Origin of the sequence: Exiguobacterium sp. s121, from assembly GCF_018617245.1 — a bacterium.
In the GTDB taxonomy this organism is placed as follows: domain Bacteria; phylum Bacillota; class Bacilli; order Exiguobacteriales; family Exiguobacteriaceae; genus Exiguobacterium; species Exiguobacterium profundum.
In genome coordinates this window covers 1,033,789-1,048,996 of record NZ_JACSJV010000001.1, presented here as the reverse complement: position 1 = coordinate 1,048,996, position 15,208 = coordinate 1,033,789, and the positions used below count along the sequence as shown (strand labels likewise).

Here is a 15,208-nt window from a genome sequence, read left to right as displayed (position 1 = left end):
AACGGAACGGGCGACTATGTTGGCTCGGTGGATGTGTCAAACGAGCGAACGAGCACGCACACCTTTTCGCTTACGCATAATGTAATCGGTTGCGACCGGCCGATCCACTTTTACACGAATTGTCATCATCGCTTGGTTAGCAGACTCGAGGAGGTGACCGTCCACATCCTCCATCGTATCAATGACTTGTGAAAAACGAACAAATCCGGGTCCGAAAAATTCAACCTCTTCACCGATTGAAAAGTGATTCCGCTGTTCGAGCGTTGCCATACCCGTCACAGGGTCGTATGAGATGACACGAGCCGCAAACGCAAATTGCGGAATCGAACGAGGTTTCCCGAACAATTGCTCTTTTTCAGTCGGGATCCCGTAATAGAACCCGGTCGCTAGTTCACGTTGGGCCGCTTTCCAAATTTCTTCTTCCCATGCAGGGTCGAAGACGAAATGCTCTGGATCTTCACAGTACGCATCAATCACTTGACGATAGACGTTACACACCGTCGCGACGTAATGAATCGATTTCATTCGTCCCTCTATCTTCAAACTATCGACTCCTGCCTCCACCAAGTCAGGAATGTGGCGGACCATCGATAAATCAACTGAACTCATCGAGAACGGCTCTTCGTCACGCGCTTCCATCTCTTCTGTTAGAAGATCACCTTCTTCAAAGAAACCATATTTCCAGCGGCATGATTGGGCACATCCCCCACGGTTGGCATCTCGTAATGTCATGTGATTTGATAACGTGCATCGACCGGAATACGAGATACACATCGCCCCATGGACGAACGTCTCAATTTCGACATCGACTTCCTGTTTCATTTTAATGATTTCATCCATCGATACCTCACGAGCCAAGACGATTCGTTCGAGTCCTTCTTCCTTCCAGAAACGAAGGGTCTCGTAGTTTGTCGCCGAAGCTTGGGTCGACAAATGGACGGGCAACCCTTCTGCTTCCGTAAGACAAGTTTCAATCATCGCTGGATCCGAGACGATGACTGCATCGATTCCGATATCTCGAAGTGTTCGGAAGAAGTCACCTGCCCCCTCGATATCGCCTTCATGCGTCACCATGTTCGCAGCGACGTATACTTTCGCGCCGTACGCATGTGCGAAGGCTACCCCTTCACGCATCTCGTCATAACTGAAATTACCGGCACGTGAACGTAACCCGAACTGCTGTCCGCCGATATAGACCGCATCGGCACCATAATGGATGGCCATCTTTAATTTCTCTAAGTTTCCTGCTGGCGCTAATAATTCTGGACGTCGTTTCATCTTGATCCCTCACTTAATCTCTTCTGGTTTTCGTAACCACAGTCCCGTACCGAGACGGAACGTTTCCGGTTGAAGCTCGTGAAGACGATGTTCCATCTCTACACGATCAAATCGACCGTTCAACAAATTCGTCCGGGCATAAGTAAACAACTGAACGATTTCAACAAACTGGTCCCCGGCGTGCCATCCGTCTAGCTTCCACGTGTGAAGTCCATTTTTGACTAACGTCGGAAGCTGACCCATGAGCGTCAAATCCTCAGAGAAAATATGGGTGCCGTTCTCGTCCTCATAGATGGGATAACGACTGGTCGTATCTGCCGGTTCGCTCATATAAAATTCGCGTTGTTTTGCTTCTTCAACCGGTCTTCCGAGTTCATTAAAGTAATTCGTCACGAGTGGGCGTTTAGAGTGATGGATGCATGTCGGACCATATACTTGTACTTCAACAGGAAGTCCGATTTGCTGCTGGATCAAGACGAGTTCTTCGATTGTCACTTCGCGGGCGACGACCGCTCCAATCGCTTCGCGTTTCCCCCAAAATTGGATCTGTTTGGCGGATGTGACGAGCGTTTGGGCATCATACCAATACGGAATCTTTGCCTGTCGAATCAAGCGAATGGCGCCGGGGTCTCCAGCGGTGACATCATCGACTCCTATCGTTTTCAGCGTTTGCAAATAATCTTTTAACTCTTCAATGTGGTCATTGTGCATCAGGTTGTTGACGGCTACCGTCACATCTTTCCCATACCGATGGGCAAGTTGTGTGACTTCTCTCACAGCATCGATTGTCCAGTCACCTTTTTGTCTCAACCCAAACCTTGAATTTCCGATATATAGTCGGTCTGCGCCGGCTTTGATTAACGCTTCTGCCTGATCAACGCTTTGCGCCGTAGTGACGAGCTGAATCATCATATTTGTTCTACTCCCTACTTTGTGAGTCTAATCACATTTTCTTGCTATACTTTAGCATATGTTTCAATGTGCGAACGGAGCAGGATTTTAACAACTCGTGAAGAATTCAGTAACAATGTATGACTTTTCATCAAAGGAGTGGATCATGTTGTCAAAGACAGCTTTAATCACCGGCGCCTCGATGGGCATCGGTCTAGACTTGGCCGTACTCGCCGCTCGCGACGGCTACGACTGTATTTTAGTATCTCGGAACGAACCACGATTGCATGAACTAAAAAAAGTACTTGAGACACGTTATCGCATCAACGTACATGTCTTTGCTCTAGATTTGGCAAAACATGGCGCAGCAGTCCGATTGACGACGATGATTGCCGAAGCTGGCCTCACTGTCGACTTTTTAATTAACAATGCCGGGTTTGGCACGTCCGGCGCGTTCGCCGACCTTGATGCTGAGACGGAAGCCGACGAGGTCCGATTGAACGTCAATACGTTGACCGAACTGACGAAAGCCTATTTGCCTGGCATGCTCGAACGTGACCACGGATATGTGTTGAACGTTGCATCTGTCGCTGCCTTCCAACCTGGTCCATATATGGCCGTCTATTACGCGACGAAAGCCTATGTCCTCTCATTCACTGAAGCGATTCATGCCGAGGTGAAAGGTAGTGGCGTGCATGTGAGTGTGTTATGCCCTGGCCCGACGGATACGAACTTCTTTAATCGTGCCGGGAGTGAATTGTCATTCTCGAAAATGCCATCTCATCTCGTCGCCTTCTTCGGATACAAAGGGGTGATGAATAACAAGCGTGTGGTCATCCCTGGACTCTCTAATCAGTTATTGGTCGGGGTCGCCAAATTGATGCCACGAGCTCTCAGTCTCGAAGTATTACGTCGCGTCCAAAAACCGGCTGATGGAACACCTGCTGAATCGACTACATGAAAAAGGAGCGACCGCATCGGGTCGCTCCTTTTATGGTTCAGAGTGTAAGCGAGAGACGTTCACAAGCCGGTGTAGAAATACACCTGCCGGAATCATAGTCATCAGCGCTGTAGCGATGACGACTCCCCACGCCATGACGGCATCGAGCGTCAGGTCTCCTGACGTGAGCTGGTCCATGATGCTCAGTTGTTCCACGGAAAGCACAATCATGAGTGCTGGCCACACGCTCGCCGCAAGGATGCTGATCATGGCAAAACGGGCTCTCGTGTAACGTTTTGCCAATAGAATCAGGTTTAACAAGATAAACAATAGTCCTACGAGTAGAAACATGCCGACTTCTGTGAGATTGATATATGCACCCATCCGTCGTTCACCTCACTCAAAATGATATGACTATTGTATGTTTACCCGAGCTGACGAAGGAATATGCGCTCGAACAAGGGACGGATTAAAAAGAGGAAAACGACATTCGATAACCCATGTGCCAAGTCAAACGGGACGCTGAGTAGAAGTAGCTTCCAAAAATCAGCTCCAATCACTTCGAAGAACGCTAGATTGGTCGTCCATCCATATATAAATCCGGACAAAAAACCAAACAGAAGAAAAAGGATGTTCGACTTCATCCATAACGGTCTAAAACTGCTGACGAGCGTTACGATAAGGAGCCAGCCTAAAAATTGATAGAAGACGAACGGTCCGATCCCGAGCAACAGACCTGACAAGATGGGTACGAAGAGTGCAAGGACCGCCGCAGCATTCAATCCAATACATAGTGCCGTCAGCATCAAAATGGCTGTCGTCGGTTGTACGTTCGGAATCGTCATGAAAAGCCAGCGACCGATGACTGCGAGTGCCAAGAGCTGCACGAGCGGTTGAACCGGGAGATCGGATTTCTCAAATCGATACAGGACCAGGATGGCAATCAGAATGGCGAGGACGTATGTGACCATAGCGTACTCCGTTCTTGAAAGAGTGACCGTTCTCCTTGAAAGACCACGCGACCACTCGCAAGGTAAATCACGTCCGTCGCTTGGTCGACTAACGCCAAATCATGTGTCGCACAAAGCACACGTGCTGATTCGGACTTTTTCAAGAGCGCTTCAAGGAACGCCGTACGTTCCCCATTCGTTAAATCCACCGTCGGTTCATCGAGCAAAAGGACGCTTGCCGAGTCGTTCAGGACGGCTTGTAGTTGAGCGATCCTCCGGTTCGATTCTTGCGGAAACGGACCGTATTCCGTTTCGGCAGGAAGATAAGCAGCTCGCTCCCCCCGCTTCACCCGTCCACGAAGAGGGCGTCTGCTCCTTGCTAAAAGTTCGAGCAACGTCGATTTTCCACTTCCGTTCGTCCCAATACAGACGGTGAGGCCAGGTTCATTCATTTGGACCGTCACTTCTTCAATGGCATAAGTCGCCTGAAGCGGATGACGATAGGATACATCGGTCGCTTCAATTCTTGGTATCGTCTCCGATTGTCGGAAAGTGATTTTCATGTCTTCAGACGATTCTTGCGCCCGTTCCGTATAACCAATCCGAACACCGAGACCGGAAGTACGACGAAGTAGCATCTCTAGATGTTCTCTACGGAATTGATCGAGGTGGCGGAACGGTTCGATAAGTACAATTGCTTCGGGCTGATCTAATAGAGCATAAGCGACTTGTACAATCTGTTGCTCACCGCTTGAACAGGCGTCAAACGCTTTTGGATACAGGGCATCAATTTGTAAGAGTGAGGCGAGTTCCGCCCCCCGAAGCGAATCAACACGGGATAATAAATGACCAACTTTTCCTGAGAATGGTTGATTCATTCTGATGACTCGAGGACGATACCGCTCGATATATGCCTCGAGCGACCCGTCAACGGTAGAAAGCCATTGCATCACGAACACCTCCTTTTGTGACGTATGGATAGATGAGCCATGGGATGATGGTCCACTCGAGTGATACGTAGCCAATCAAGCCAATCATAAAGAGTTGGAGAACATCCTCAAATCGGAAGCGACGCATCGGCTCGACCGCAAATCGTGGCTCATGCCTTTGGCTATTAATGCCAATCTCGATTGCTTCTTGCCACGCTTTTTTAGGGTGACTTCTGAGCGACTGACGTACCGCTCGCTCCATCGAAGGAATAAGTGCCCACGCCCCATACAAGAGGGAAGTTGAACGGGGCCATTTATAGAGAAGTGGGAGCAAGCGTTCCAATCGAACAATCCGAGAAATCCACAGCATGCCAAGTAAGAAAGTAGCCAACTTCAATAGCTGACGCCATATGTAAGTGAGCGATAACTCCCATCCGAACAATGCAGGGAAGACCGAGACGACAGCAAACGCAATCAATACGATGAGCATCGTCCATGGAAACCGACGTTCAAGCATGAGCAAAAGGACAAGGCCGATGACAAATACTGTGACATCATGGATATACGTCAAAATGAATAGATGACTAAATAGAAAGAAAAGGAGCGTGACAGGATGTCGCCGCTCCCAATCTGCCTCATTCGAAGAAAGCAATCGCATCTTCTTCAAACCGCCACTGAATGACATCCGTCGATTCTACTTCTTTAGCACCGGCCCCTTCATCTCCGGGCGCGCCATTAAAAGCAAATACCCAGCCTGACGATTGTCCTTCTGATTTTTCTTCGATGCCTTCGATTGCCGTCACGTACGACATGTCTCCGCTTCCTGTCACTTCGAGGTCAAGCCCTGTCGCTTTCAATGCGTCGAGCACGGTCGCATCCTCTTCCAAACAGACGCTCTTCTCTTGATAGAGCGTCTCTTCCGTCGCCGCATTGTATACGGAAATGGTCGGACTTACATCGCACGCCTCTTGTTGGGCTTCTTCTCCGCCACATCCGACAAGAAGTGCGGTCGTTAATAGGGAAATACTCAAATACGGTTTGATCATTCTGTCAAATCCTCTCGTTGATGTATCGAATAATTATATAGTATCGCAAAACGTTCGCCTGAACTTCGTCCTTCCCGTGTCAGTCCGACGAGTTGGATGCTGTTTGCGAGGACTGGTTCGCGCTGGAGCCAGAACTTGACCAGTTCATTGTCCCGATTAATCATGAGCATCGATTCGTTTTCGAACGTGTACATGTCATACAGCCCATCATAGGAAAGTTGTAACACTGGGGCAGAAACGACGTCAGTATACTCATCCCATGAAGGACCTCGTAACGTCGACAGCATGTGGTCGAATTCGACAAGCTTTTCAAAAAAGGCCTGTCCAGATTCTTTACGCAGTTCATCGACTTGTTCATACGAAAGTTGTCCTGAGCCATATGTCACACGGATCTGTTGGAAGGATTCGGCTCGCTCCACCATGAGTAAATACTCAATGGATTGAACGTTCCCTTCCCGGTCGATCTGTAATTTCCCGCGATCTAATTTAATCGATTCACTATTGATTCGTTGTAACAATTTTTCGGTCATGTCATCAAACGATTCATCCGTGACCGAGACGGCACCGATTTGTTGCGACTCGGAACGAAAGCCGGACTGGTCGAACAACGGGACAAAAAGCAAGACGAGAAAAAAGAAGAACCCTAACAGTGCTCCATACCATTTATACCGGCTGTTCTGTTTCGGAAAGAACAAAAATGACAACAGAAAGCCAATCGGAATGTGAAACCCGCCGATAGGAAAAGACACGATTCCAAGTAGGGAATAAAATAAGAACTTTGGAAAGAAGTTCGCTTCCGGCTCTTTCAATTGATTTAATCGAATCCCTAATAGAACGCTAATCACTAAAAAGGCTGCCCATACATAGAGTTGAATGGTCACATCAATCCCCCACTGTATATTCTAAAAAGTCCGTCGCAACGAGACTCGATGGAAAATCCGACACGACTTCTTGAACAAATTCTTCCTCTCGCCCGACATAGCGCGCTGAGATGTGTGTCACAATCAGCTTGCCGACGGCACACGCATTCGCTAGCGCGGTCGCTTCACGTGTCGTCGAGTGACCATACTTCCGAGCGAGCGCTTGTTCCGCCTCCATAAACGTTGCCTCGTGAACGAGGAGGTCCGCTCCATCCGCCAACTTCCGCGCGTTCTCACAAGGGATTGTATCTCCTAAAATCGCTACGATTTTTCCCGGAATCGGTTCAGTGACGTATTCTTTAGAGTCATACCATTTTCCTTCAAATTCAAATCGGTCTGATTCTTTGATGGTTCGATAAATCGGTCCACTTGGAATACCGAGTTCTCTTACAAGATTGACGCGTAGCATGCCCGGTTTTTCTGGACCATCGATTCGGAAACCGAATGAAGGGAACCGATGCTCTAATTTTCGCACAGTGACGAGATGGTCGTCTTGTATGAATGTGTCCCCGTCCGAGTACTCGATCACGGTCAGCTCGTATCCTAGATGTGAGCCTGTGACACGCAAAGTAGCTTCAAGCCATTTTTTCAATCCTTTTGGCCCATAGACGGTCAAGGGGGCGGTTCCATCGAGTGCCGAACGAGTCGATAAGAATCCGGGCAATCCGAAGACATGGTCACCATGAAGATGCGTCACCCATACCGCTGTCACTTTTCTCGGTTTGATTTTCGTATAGAGCATTTGGTGTTGCGTGCCCTCGCCACAATCAATCAGCCAGGTCACGTTCGATAAATCGAGAGCTAGCCCCGATACGTTGCGCTGTTTCGAAGGCATCCCCGACCCAGTTCCTAAAAACTGTAACTTCATAAATATTTAATTCCTTTCTTCAAGCCGTTCCATGCTATACTTGACGTAATCGCTGAAAAGGATGTGATTTGTGATGACCAAGGCAGAACAACCCGAATCGATTTATGAGACGATTCGAGAACGCGCAGCTTTGATGAATCGCTTGCACCAACAGGAACAAGGCACCTCTATCCGCATTCACGACATAGCGATCGAACTTCATTGCACAGACGAGTTGATTTTAGAATCACTGGAGTTCGCAGCATAACGAGTACGAACACATACGAAGAGCCGACGAATGGTCGGCTCTTTTTTATTGCTTAGGTGATGCGACTTCTTCGACGATCGTCACGACATACTCGACGAGTTTGTATAACTCTTCAAGTGGCATGCGTTCGTTCGTCGTATGAATCTCTTCATAGCCGACCGCCAAGTTGACTGTCGGGATTCCTCCACCGGCGATGACGTTCGCATCCGAACCGCCTCCTGAGTGTAAGATTCGAGTCGGACGTCCGATTGTCTGAGCCGCACGTTTCGCCACCTCAACGACTTCGTCCCCTTCCTCAAACTTGAATCCAGGATACATGATGTCGATGTCCACTTCGGCACGACCACCGAACGACTCAGCGACCTCGATGTAGGCTTGTTTCATCGTTTCTGCCTGTTTCTCCATCTTCTCATGGATGAGCGAACGGGCCTCAGCAAGAACTTCGACATAGTCACACACGATGTTTGTCGCGCGACCCCCTTCGAAACGTCCGATGTTGGCTGTCGTCTCTTCATCGATACGACCGAGCGGCATCTTCGCGATGGCTTTCGCTGCGATTTGAATCGCCGAGATTCCTTTTTCCGGTGCGACACCAGCATGAGCCGTTTTTCCATAAATCTTCGCGTTCACTTTTGCTTGTGTCGGAGCGGCGACAATAATGTCTCCAACAGGTCCATCCGAATCAAGGGCAAAACCGAACTTCGCATCGATTTTCGATAAATCCAATACTTTCGCACCGACGAGACCTGATTCTTCCCCGACCGTGATCACGAACTGGATTTGACCGTGTGGAATTTGCTTTTCCTTCAATACTCGCACGAGTTCGATCATCGCCGTGAGGCCCGTCTTGTCGTCTGCCCCGAGAATCGTCGTACCATCCGTGACGACATATCCGTCTTTGATGCTCGTCTTGATTCCTTTACCTGGAGTGACCGTATCCATGTGAGCCGTAAAGTAAATCGGATCAACATTTTCTTTCGTTGCAGGCAACGTGATGATCAAGTTGTTACCAGAGTGTGCCGTCTTCGTTGATGCGTCGTCCTCATAGACGTCGCAGCCAAGCTCTGTGAATACAGCTTTCAAATGTTCACAGATGACCGCTTCTTCCTTCGTTTCTGAATCGATGCCGACCAATCCTAAAAATGTGTCGAGCACGCGTGTCTCGTTTACCATAAACAACATCCCTCCATCCAAACATTTCTTGACCATTATATCAAACTCCCCTGGATTGCACGAATCTTTTCCATTCTGTACAATGATGGCAAACACGTATATGGAGGCAGACCATGAAGAAAAAACAGAAAAGACGACAACGCATCATTCAAATCGGCGTCGTCGTCATCGTCTCAATCTTTTTAATCAGCACGTTTCTCTCGAGCATGACCATGTTCTTTTAAGAGCAAGATGTATCGCTCTTTCAAGATCAAGTAACTTTTTACATCAGATAAAATATTCAATAAGGATGAGCGTACCTCGAATTCCTCACGCGTCGTGGGGAGAGGTACGTTTTTTCGATAATGCTCAATCATCTCTTCAAGCTCCTGTAGAAAGACGGAGGCATCGGCCTGCTCGTTCACATGGTCCCCGACTCGACGTAAGAACGTCGCGACCGGTTTCGCTTCATTGACGACCATCGTGATTTCTCTGGCGTTATCCGCGACTCGTTTGAGAATATCATACTGCCGTTCACGCATCCGGAAGTATAGATAGTCCATGTCTTCATTCCGCTTTCCGATTGAGTTTCCCATACGGCGAAGGGCTAAATCTTTCCCCTCTTTCAGATAGTCCCGTGTCTTGATGAGCATCATCGAGTGGTTGTTATAGACGCCCGTCTCGACACATGCCGCCACGTCATAAAACAGTACTGCGAGCGAGCGGTCGATATTCTCTTTAATCCGTTCAATCTCACGGTCGAGCGTCGGCATGTACATGTTGACGACGAGCCCGACACCGACACCGATCGCAATGAGCAATAGCTCATTGATAAATAACTCCAGTGTAAACTGTGCCTCGGTGTAAAGATGGGTCAAGATGACGACACTCGTAATGAGCCCGTCTTGCAGTTTCAACTGTTGTACGAGTGGGATGAAGATGACAAAATAAAGTGTGAGTGTCACCGGTGAATAGCCGAGTAGCGTGAACATCGCCGCACCCATTCCGATGGCGAGAAGACTTGCCATGACTCGTTCATAGGAGGCGCGAATCGATTTTTTACGCGTCTCTTGAATACTTAAAATGGCGATAATGGCTGCAAATACAAAATAATCGAGATGAATTGTTTCGGAAATGAGCATCGCGATACCTGCTGCGACCGCGGTCTTTAACGTCCGCGTTCCAATTTTCATACTAATTTCCCCCTTCTCCATCAAATTGTTGACTAAATCAACTCGTTTGGCAATTCAAAAGTTTGGAAGTGATTTGATTGAAACGAAAGAAAAGACTTAAGGTTTGGCCGATGATTGCGACACTTAGTCTCGCCATCGCAGCCTTTTTATGGATTCAATCTTCCCGTGAAGACACCTATACCGTCGAAACGGTGACGAATGGCGACCGTGTCACGAGGTCGTTCGAATCTCTCGCAGAAGCAAAACGATACATGACGGCCGGTAAGAACCGGACGCTATTCTCCCCGTCTGGAGAAGTACTCGATTTTACAGGTACCGGAGTCGTCGTCACTCCGAGTGATGCTATCACAAACTTATATAAAGATGCATCATTTAAAACACGACAATCCTATGTCGCTGGCGGCACGAGACTTCAGCTACTTGAACGTGGAGAGGGTCACCTCAAAGTACGAATCTCCGGGGCAGATGTGTATGTCAAACCGGATCAAATGGCGTTATTCCCTGAAGCGGTTGTGAAGAGACGTGGATATTACGAGATTCGGGATGGTGACGTCTACCATACGGTGGAAGCGAACGCCAATCTCGCTGGTACATTCCTTGTAGGCCCGACCGAGAAACGCTCGGATGACCGTTTTTACACAGAACGTGTCCAAGACGTCTTTGATTCTCCTTATCAATTTGCATCGATTCGGACGTCGTCTCCATATTCGGCTGAAGAATTCGATCAATATTTAACGTCGATCGATTCACCGCTCGCTGGGGAAGGAAAGTCCTTTAAACGGGCAGAAGATACGTATAACATCAATGCCTTATTCCTGCTGGCGGTTGCCGGGCATGAGTCCCGATTTGGAACGTCCGATATCGCTCGAGACAAGCGGAACCTATTTGGGTTCCGCGCGACAGATGACGACCCGAGCGGGAATGCGACATCCTTTAAAACAATTGACGCCAGCGTACAAGCTGCTGCTGAATTGTTTGCGACTAAATATGTCACAGGGCCGTACGCTCGTGGCGATTATCCCGGGAACAAGCAGGAAGGCATCAATATCTTCTATGCATCCGATCCATACTGGGGCGAGAAAGTTGCTGGTACAATGTACACGATTGACCGTGAACTCGGTTTGAAGTACTTGAAAAAAATTCAATGAAAAGCAGCCCGGCTCATACGAGTCGGGCTGCTTGACGTCTGTATACGTTTCAGGACAAAGGAATGATTCAATATGAATCAACATCTTATTGAAGGATTTTCACATCACAAGACGAATAGTATAAATGAACGACCATTCATTTTTGAGGGGGAATTAAGATGAAAACGATTTGGATTACCGGGGGATCGTCCGGCATGGGGAAAGCGATGGCATTAAAATTTAAACAGGAAGGATGGAACGTCGCTATCAGCGGTCGAAACGAGGAACGACTACTAGAAGCGATGAACGATTTGAATTCAATCGATGCAGGTCAGGCGATGAGTGTGCAACATGACGTTCGTGACTATGAAGGATGCGCGAAAGCACTGGCTGACATCGTATCCGCTTATGGACCTGTTCACGCACTCGTCAACAATGCTGCCGGAAATTTTGTGTGTCCGACCCTTGATTTATCTCCTAATGGTTGGGCAAGTGTCATCGACATTGTCTTGAACGGGACATTCAACTGCACCCATGTTCTCGGGAAACATTGGGAAGCAGATGAAATCCGTGGCGGCTCCATCATCAACATGGTCGCTTCCTATGCGTGGCAGGCAGGTCCTGGTGTCGCACCGAGTGCGGCAGCGAAAGCAGGGGTCTTGAACTTGACGCGAACACTCGCGGTTGAATGGGGCTATCAATTCGGCGCACGGGTCAATGCCATCAGTCCTGGACCGATTGAACGGACAGGCGGCGCTGAAAAGCTCGTCTCCCACGTAAAAGAAGTAGAGCGTATTCGCCGTAACGTCCCACTTGGACGTTTTGGGACACCGGAAGAGATCGCGGACCTCGCTTACTGGATGGCATCAGACGACATGCGCTATTTAAACGGGGATTGCATCTCTCTTGACGGTGGTCATTGGTTGAACAAGCATCCATTCTAATCAAAAGGACGACCGAATATACTCGGTCGTCCTTTTATATGTCCACCCCATCCCATTCTTCATGAAACTGTTCTAGGAACTGCTGCATGAAAGCATGACGTGACATCGCTAGTTGTTTTGCTTTTGCGGTATGCATCATCGACGCCAGCTTCAACAGCTTGTCATGAAAATGTTGAATGGCACTCTCTTCCGACAAATCAAGCGGAGTTTTGCGAGAACCCGCGAACTGGAACGTTCGCGCAATCCCGATGGCCCCCATCGCATCAAGACGGTCGGCGTCTTGCAAGATTTCGCTTTCCCGGGTCGTTGGGGTCTTGCCTTTTGAGAAGGAGACCTCATCAATCACCGCCATCACCAAGTCCACTTGCTCTTCAGTGATGTCAATTGAGGACAGATGCTGTTTGACGAGACCGTTCGGACGACCGAGCTTATGATCTTCCACGTCGTGTAAATATGCCGAGAGGAGGAGAACCGTCCGATTGACCGGTTCATCCTCCATTAAACGTTCCACTAGTCGGACGACACGCGTAATGTGGGCGACGTCATGACCCGACGCGTCATCTGCATGAATCGTTCCGATGAACTCTCGCGTCGCTTGAATCACGTCCATGCTTAAATCTCGATCGTCGTATTCGGTTCAATCAAGAGACCTCGACGGTGCAATTGGTCACAAAACGCCTGAGCATCTTGTTTAATCGGCGGGAACGTATCAAAGTGGATTGGAACGACACGTTTCGCTTGAAGCCACTGCGCCGCATCTAAAGCGTCTGTTGGCCCCATCGTGAAGTTGTCTCCGATTGGAAGGAACGCGACATCGATTTCAAACCGTTCACCGTACATCTTCATATCGGAGAAGAGACTCGTGTCTCCAGCGTGGTAGACCGTCAGTTCGTTCGTCTCGATGATGAATCCGGCAGGCATCCCCATATAGACCGGTGTGTCTCCCATGTCAAAGCTCGAACTGTGGAACGCTTGCGTCATCGTGACGCGTCCGAACGGAAAGGCATGACCTCCCCCGATATTCATCCCATGGACGGAGAATCCTTTTTTCTCGTAATACGTCGCGAGCTCATGCGTCGCAACAATCGTCGCGCCAGATGCTTTCGCAATCAATTCGACATCCTCAATGTGATCGAAATGAGCATGTGTGAGCAACAAATAGTCTGGGCGTAGCGTGGATGGATCCACGTCTGTATGCGGGTTGCTCGTCAAAAACGGATCAATCAACACATTTACACCATCAATTTCAAACCCTACCGTCGCATGTCCGTAGTACGTGATGTTCATTTGCTTTCATCCTTCCCATGTGAAATCAGATTACAACACTTTCTCCAAGAAACGTTTCGCTCGGTCTGTTTGCGGGTTTAATAACAGGTCAGCCGGCTTACCTTCTTCCATCAGGATGCCTTCGTCGAGGAAGAGGACACGGTCTGCCACTTCACGGGCAAAGCCCATCTCGTGTGTGACGACGACCATCGTCATTCCCGTTTCGGCCAATCCTTTCATAACATCAAGTACTTCATTGACCATCTCCGGGTCAAGTGCAGATGTCGGTTCATCGAATAACATGACGTTCGGTTCCATCGCCAAGGCACGCGCGATGGCGACACGCTGTTTTTGTCCACCCGAGAGTTGGCTCGGATAGGCATCGATTTTTTCAGAAAGGCCGACACGTTCCAGTAATTTCTTCGCACGTTCCAGCGCTTCCGCCTTGCTGACTTTTAAGACGTTGATTGGTGCATACGTCAAATTGTCCAATACGCTCATATGAGGGAACAAGTTGAACTGTTGGAATACCATTCCGATGTTTTGACGCGCCTTCGCGACGTTCGCCCCTTTTTTCGTGAGCTCGAATCCGTCGACACTGACCGTACCGCTCGTTGGAATCTCAAGCATGTTTAAACAGCGTAGAAATGTCGATTTACCAGACCCGGACGGTCCGATGACAGCAACCACTTCACCACGCTCGATCGTCGTCGTGATTCCTTTTAGCACTTCTAAGTCACCAAATTGTTTGTGTAGGTCTTTTACTTCGATCATCTTCCATCACTCTTTCTTAACCGTTTTTCTAGACGTTGTCCAAGATACGTCAAGATCATCACTATCGTAAAGTATATCACACCGGCGAATAGAAGCGGTTCGAAGTAGATTGCCTTCTGCCCACCGACGATTTGCGCACGACGCATGATATCAAGCACCCCGACCGTCGAGACGAGGGCAGACTCTTTCGTTAACGTGATCATCTCGTTCACAAGAGCAGGCAAGATGTTCTTGAACGCCTGTGGCAAGATGATGGAACGTAACTGTTTGACATACGGGACGCCAAGAGCATCCGAAGCCTCCCACTGTCCTTTATCTACTGCTTGGATACCCGCTCGAATAATCTCTGAAATATACGCCCCCGAGTTGAGCGAGAAGGCGATGACCGCTGACTGGTACGGTGTCGTGATATATCCCGTCAGTTGCGGCAATCCGAAGTGGATGATGGCGAGTTGCAAAATGAGTGGCGTCCCACGGAACACCGCCGTATAAGCATGCCCGATAAAGTTAATCAGACGATTCGGGACAATTTTTAATGTAGCGACAACAATCCCAAGTGAGATTCCGATCAATGCCGAGACGATGACAACTTGGAACATGACTGGAATCCCTTCAAGTATGTACGGGATCGAATCATAAATCCGGCTAAAATCCATAGTAAGTTCCTCCTAAAAAAGGCTGAC

Annotated in this window: 19 protein-coding genes; 4 read left to right on the top strand and 15 right to left on the bottom strand. The window is 48.7% G+C overall.

The genetic code is table 11. The features are described 5' to 3' along the window. Window positions 1-36 precede the first annotated feature (36 nt). The gene (locus KOG47_RS05365) at window positions 37-1,278 is read right to left on the bottom strand and encodes a peptidase U32 family protein (protein WP_196430838.1); all 1,242 of its coding nucleotides are present in this window, start codon (window positions 1,276-1,278) and stop codon (window positions 37-39) included. Between the two features lie 9 nt (window positions 1,279-1,287). After that, on the bottom strand, window positions 1,288-2,184 hold the full coding sequence (locus KOG47_RS05360) for a peptidase U32 family protein (protein WP_260563561.1): 897 nt from the start codon (window positions 2,182-2,184) through the stop codon (window positions 1,288-1,290). Between the two features lie 151 nt (window positions 2,185-2,335). Here KOG47_RS05360 and KOG47_RS05355 point away from each other — a divergent pair, with 151 nt between their 5' ends. Beyond that, a complete protein-coding gene (locus KOG47_RS05355) occupies window positions 2,336-3,130 on the top strand; it encodes an SDR family NAD(P)-dependent oxidoreductase (protein ID WP_159562440.1) in 795 nt (264 codons plus the stop codon). Between the two features lie 30 nt (window positions 3,131-3,160). On the opposite strand, the gene KOG47_RS05350 is transcribed toward KOG47_RS05355, so the two are convergent. Genes KOG47_RS05350 through rnz form a run of 7 tightly spaced genes read right to left on the bottom strand, consistent with a single transcriptional unit; the run spans window position 3,161 to window position 7,822 of the window. Continuing rightward, window positions 3,161-3,493 carry a hypothetical protein gene (locus tag KOG47_RS05350; RefSeq protein ID WP_196430840.1) on the bottom strand — a complete coding sequence of 111 codons (333 nt, stop codon included), beginning with the start codon at window positions 3,491-3,493 and terminating at the stop codon, window positions 3,161-3,163. Window positions 3,494-3,534: 41 nt separating this feature from the next. Next, the gene (locus KOG47_RS05345) at window positions 3,535-4,080 is read right to left on the bottom strand and encodes a hypothetical protein (protein WP_159562442.1); all 546 of its coding nucleotides are present in this window, start codon (window positions 4,078-4,080) and stop codon (window positions 3,535-3,537) included. Next, a complete protein-coding gene (locus KOG47_RS05340; RefSeq protein ID WP_215243847.1) occupies window positions 4,053-5,009 on the bottom strand; it encodes an ATP-binding cassette domain-containing protein in 957 nt (318 codons plus the stop codon). The genes KOG47_RS05345 and KOG47_RS05340 overlap by 28 nt, the downstream gene beginning before the upstream one ends. Then, on the bottom strand, window positions 4,987-5,673 hold the full coding sequence (locus KOG47_RS05335; protein ID WP_251131807.1) for a hypothetical protein: 687 nt from the start codon (window positions 5,671-5,673) through the stop codon (window positions 4,987-4,989). Before KOG47_RS05335 ends, KOG47_RS05340 begins: the two co-directional genes overlap by 23 nt. Further along, window positions 5,624-6,034: a DUF4430 domain-containing protein gene (locus KOG47_RS05330; RefSeq protein ID WP_031423381.1), complete on the bottom strand. Its 411-nt coding sequence runs from the start codon at window positions 6,032-6,034 to the stop codon at window positions 5,624-5,626. The genes KOG47_RS05335 and KOG47_RS05330 overlap by 50 nt, the downstream gene beginning before the upstream one ends. Continuing rightward, window positions 6,031-6,915, bottom strand: a complete 885-nt coding sequence (locus tag KOG47_RS05325; RefSeq protein ID WP_012726538.1) for a hypothetical protein — start codon at window positions 6,913-6,915, stop codon at window positions 6,031-6,033. Before KOG47_RS05325 ends, KOG47_RS05330 begins: the two co-directional genes overlap by 4 nt. 1 nt (window position 6,916) lies before the next feature. After that, the gene (gene rnz, locus KOG47_RS05320) at window positions 6,917-7,822 is read right to left on the bottom strand and encodes a ribonuclease Z (RefSeq protein ID WP_215243846.1); all 906 of its coding nucleotides are present in this window, start codon (window positions 7,820-7,822) and stop codon (window positions 6,917-6,919) included. A 73-nt stretch (window positions 7,823-7,895) separates the two neighbouring features. On the opposite strand from rnz, the gene KOG47_RS05315 reads away from it, so the two are divergent. Then, a complete protein-coding gene (locus KOG47_RS05315) occupies window positions 7,896-8,069 on the top strand; it encodes a hypothetical protein (RefSeq protein ID WP_012726540.1) in 174 nt (57 codons plus the stop codon). Window positions 8,070-8,114: 45 nt separating this feature from the next. On the opposite strand, the gene KOG47_RS05310 is transcribed toward KOG47_RS05315, so the two are convergent. Both KOG47_RS05310 and KOG47_RS05305 read right to left on the bottom strand, forming a co-directional pair. Further along, the gene (locus KOG47_RS05310; protein WP_215244188.1) at window positions 8,115-9,242 is read right to left on the bottom strand and encodes a M20/M25/M40 family metallo-hydrolase; all 1,128 of its coding nucleotides are present in this window, start codon (window positions 9,240-9,242) and stop codon (window positions 8,115-8,117) included. Window positions 9,243-9,424: 182 nt separating this feature from the next. Continuing rightward, window positions 9,425-10,414 carry an aromatic acid exporter family protein gene (locus tag KOG47_RS05305; protein WP_012726542.1) on the bottom strand — a complete coding sequence of 330 codons (990 nt, stop codon included), beginning with the start codon at window positions 10,412-10,414 and terminating at the stop codon, window positions 9,425-9,427. Between the two features lie 77 nt (window positions 10,415-10,491). Here KOG47_RS05305 and KOG47_RS05300 point away from each other — a divergent pair, with 77 nt between their 5' ends. Together KOG47_RS05300 and fadH are read left to right on the top strand one after the other, a co-directional pair. After that, a complete protein-coding gene (locus KOG47_RS05300) occupies window positions 10,492-11,562 on the top strand; it encodes an N-acetylglucosaminidase (protein WP_251131806.1) in 1,071 nt (356 codons plus the stop codon). Between the two features lie 158 nt (window positions 11,563-11,720). Beyond that, window positions 11,721-12,485: a 2,4-dienoyl-CoA reductase gene (gene fadH, locus KOG47_RS05295; protein WP_214690782.1), complete on the top strand. Its 765-nt coding sequence runs from the start codon at window positions 11,721-11,723 to the stop codon at window positions 12,483-12,485. Window positions 12,486-12,519: 34 nt separating this feature from the next. Here the strand turns inward: fadH and KOG47_RS05290 are convergent, their stop codons facing one another. From KOG47_RS05290 to KOG47_RS05275, 4 genes are read right to left on the bottom strand one after another with little or no spacing between them, the layout of a single operon-like run. Beyond that, on the bottom strand, window positions 12,520-13,095 hold the full coding sequence (locus KOG47_RS05290) for an HD domain-containing protein (protein WP_159562448.1): 576 nt from the start codon (window positions 13,093-13,095) through the stop codon (window positions 12,520-12,522). 2 nt (window positions 13,096-13,097) lie between these two features. Then, window positions 13,098-13,772, bottom strand: coding sequence for a metal-dependent hydrolase (locus tag KOG47_RS05285; protein ID WP_012726546.1), 675 nt, complete (start codon window positions 13,770-13,772; stop codon window positions 13,098-13,100). Between the two features lie 30 nt (window positions 13,773-13,802). Beyond that, a complete protein-coding gene (locus KOG47_RS05280; RefSeq protein ID WP_031423364.1) occupies window positions 13,803-14,525 on the bottom strand; it encodes an amino acid ABC transporter ATP-binding protein in 723 nt (240 codons plus the stop codon). Beyond that, a complete protein-coding gene (locus tag KOG47_RS05275) occupies window positions 14,522-15,181 on the bottom strand; it encodes an amino acid ABC transporter permease (protein ID WP_012726548.1) in 660 nt (219 codons plus the stop codon). Before KOG47_RS05275 ends, KOG47_RS05280 begins: the two co-directional genes overlap by 4 nt. Between the last annotated feature and the right edge of the window lie 27 nt (window positions 15,182-15,208).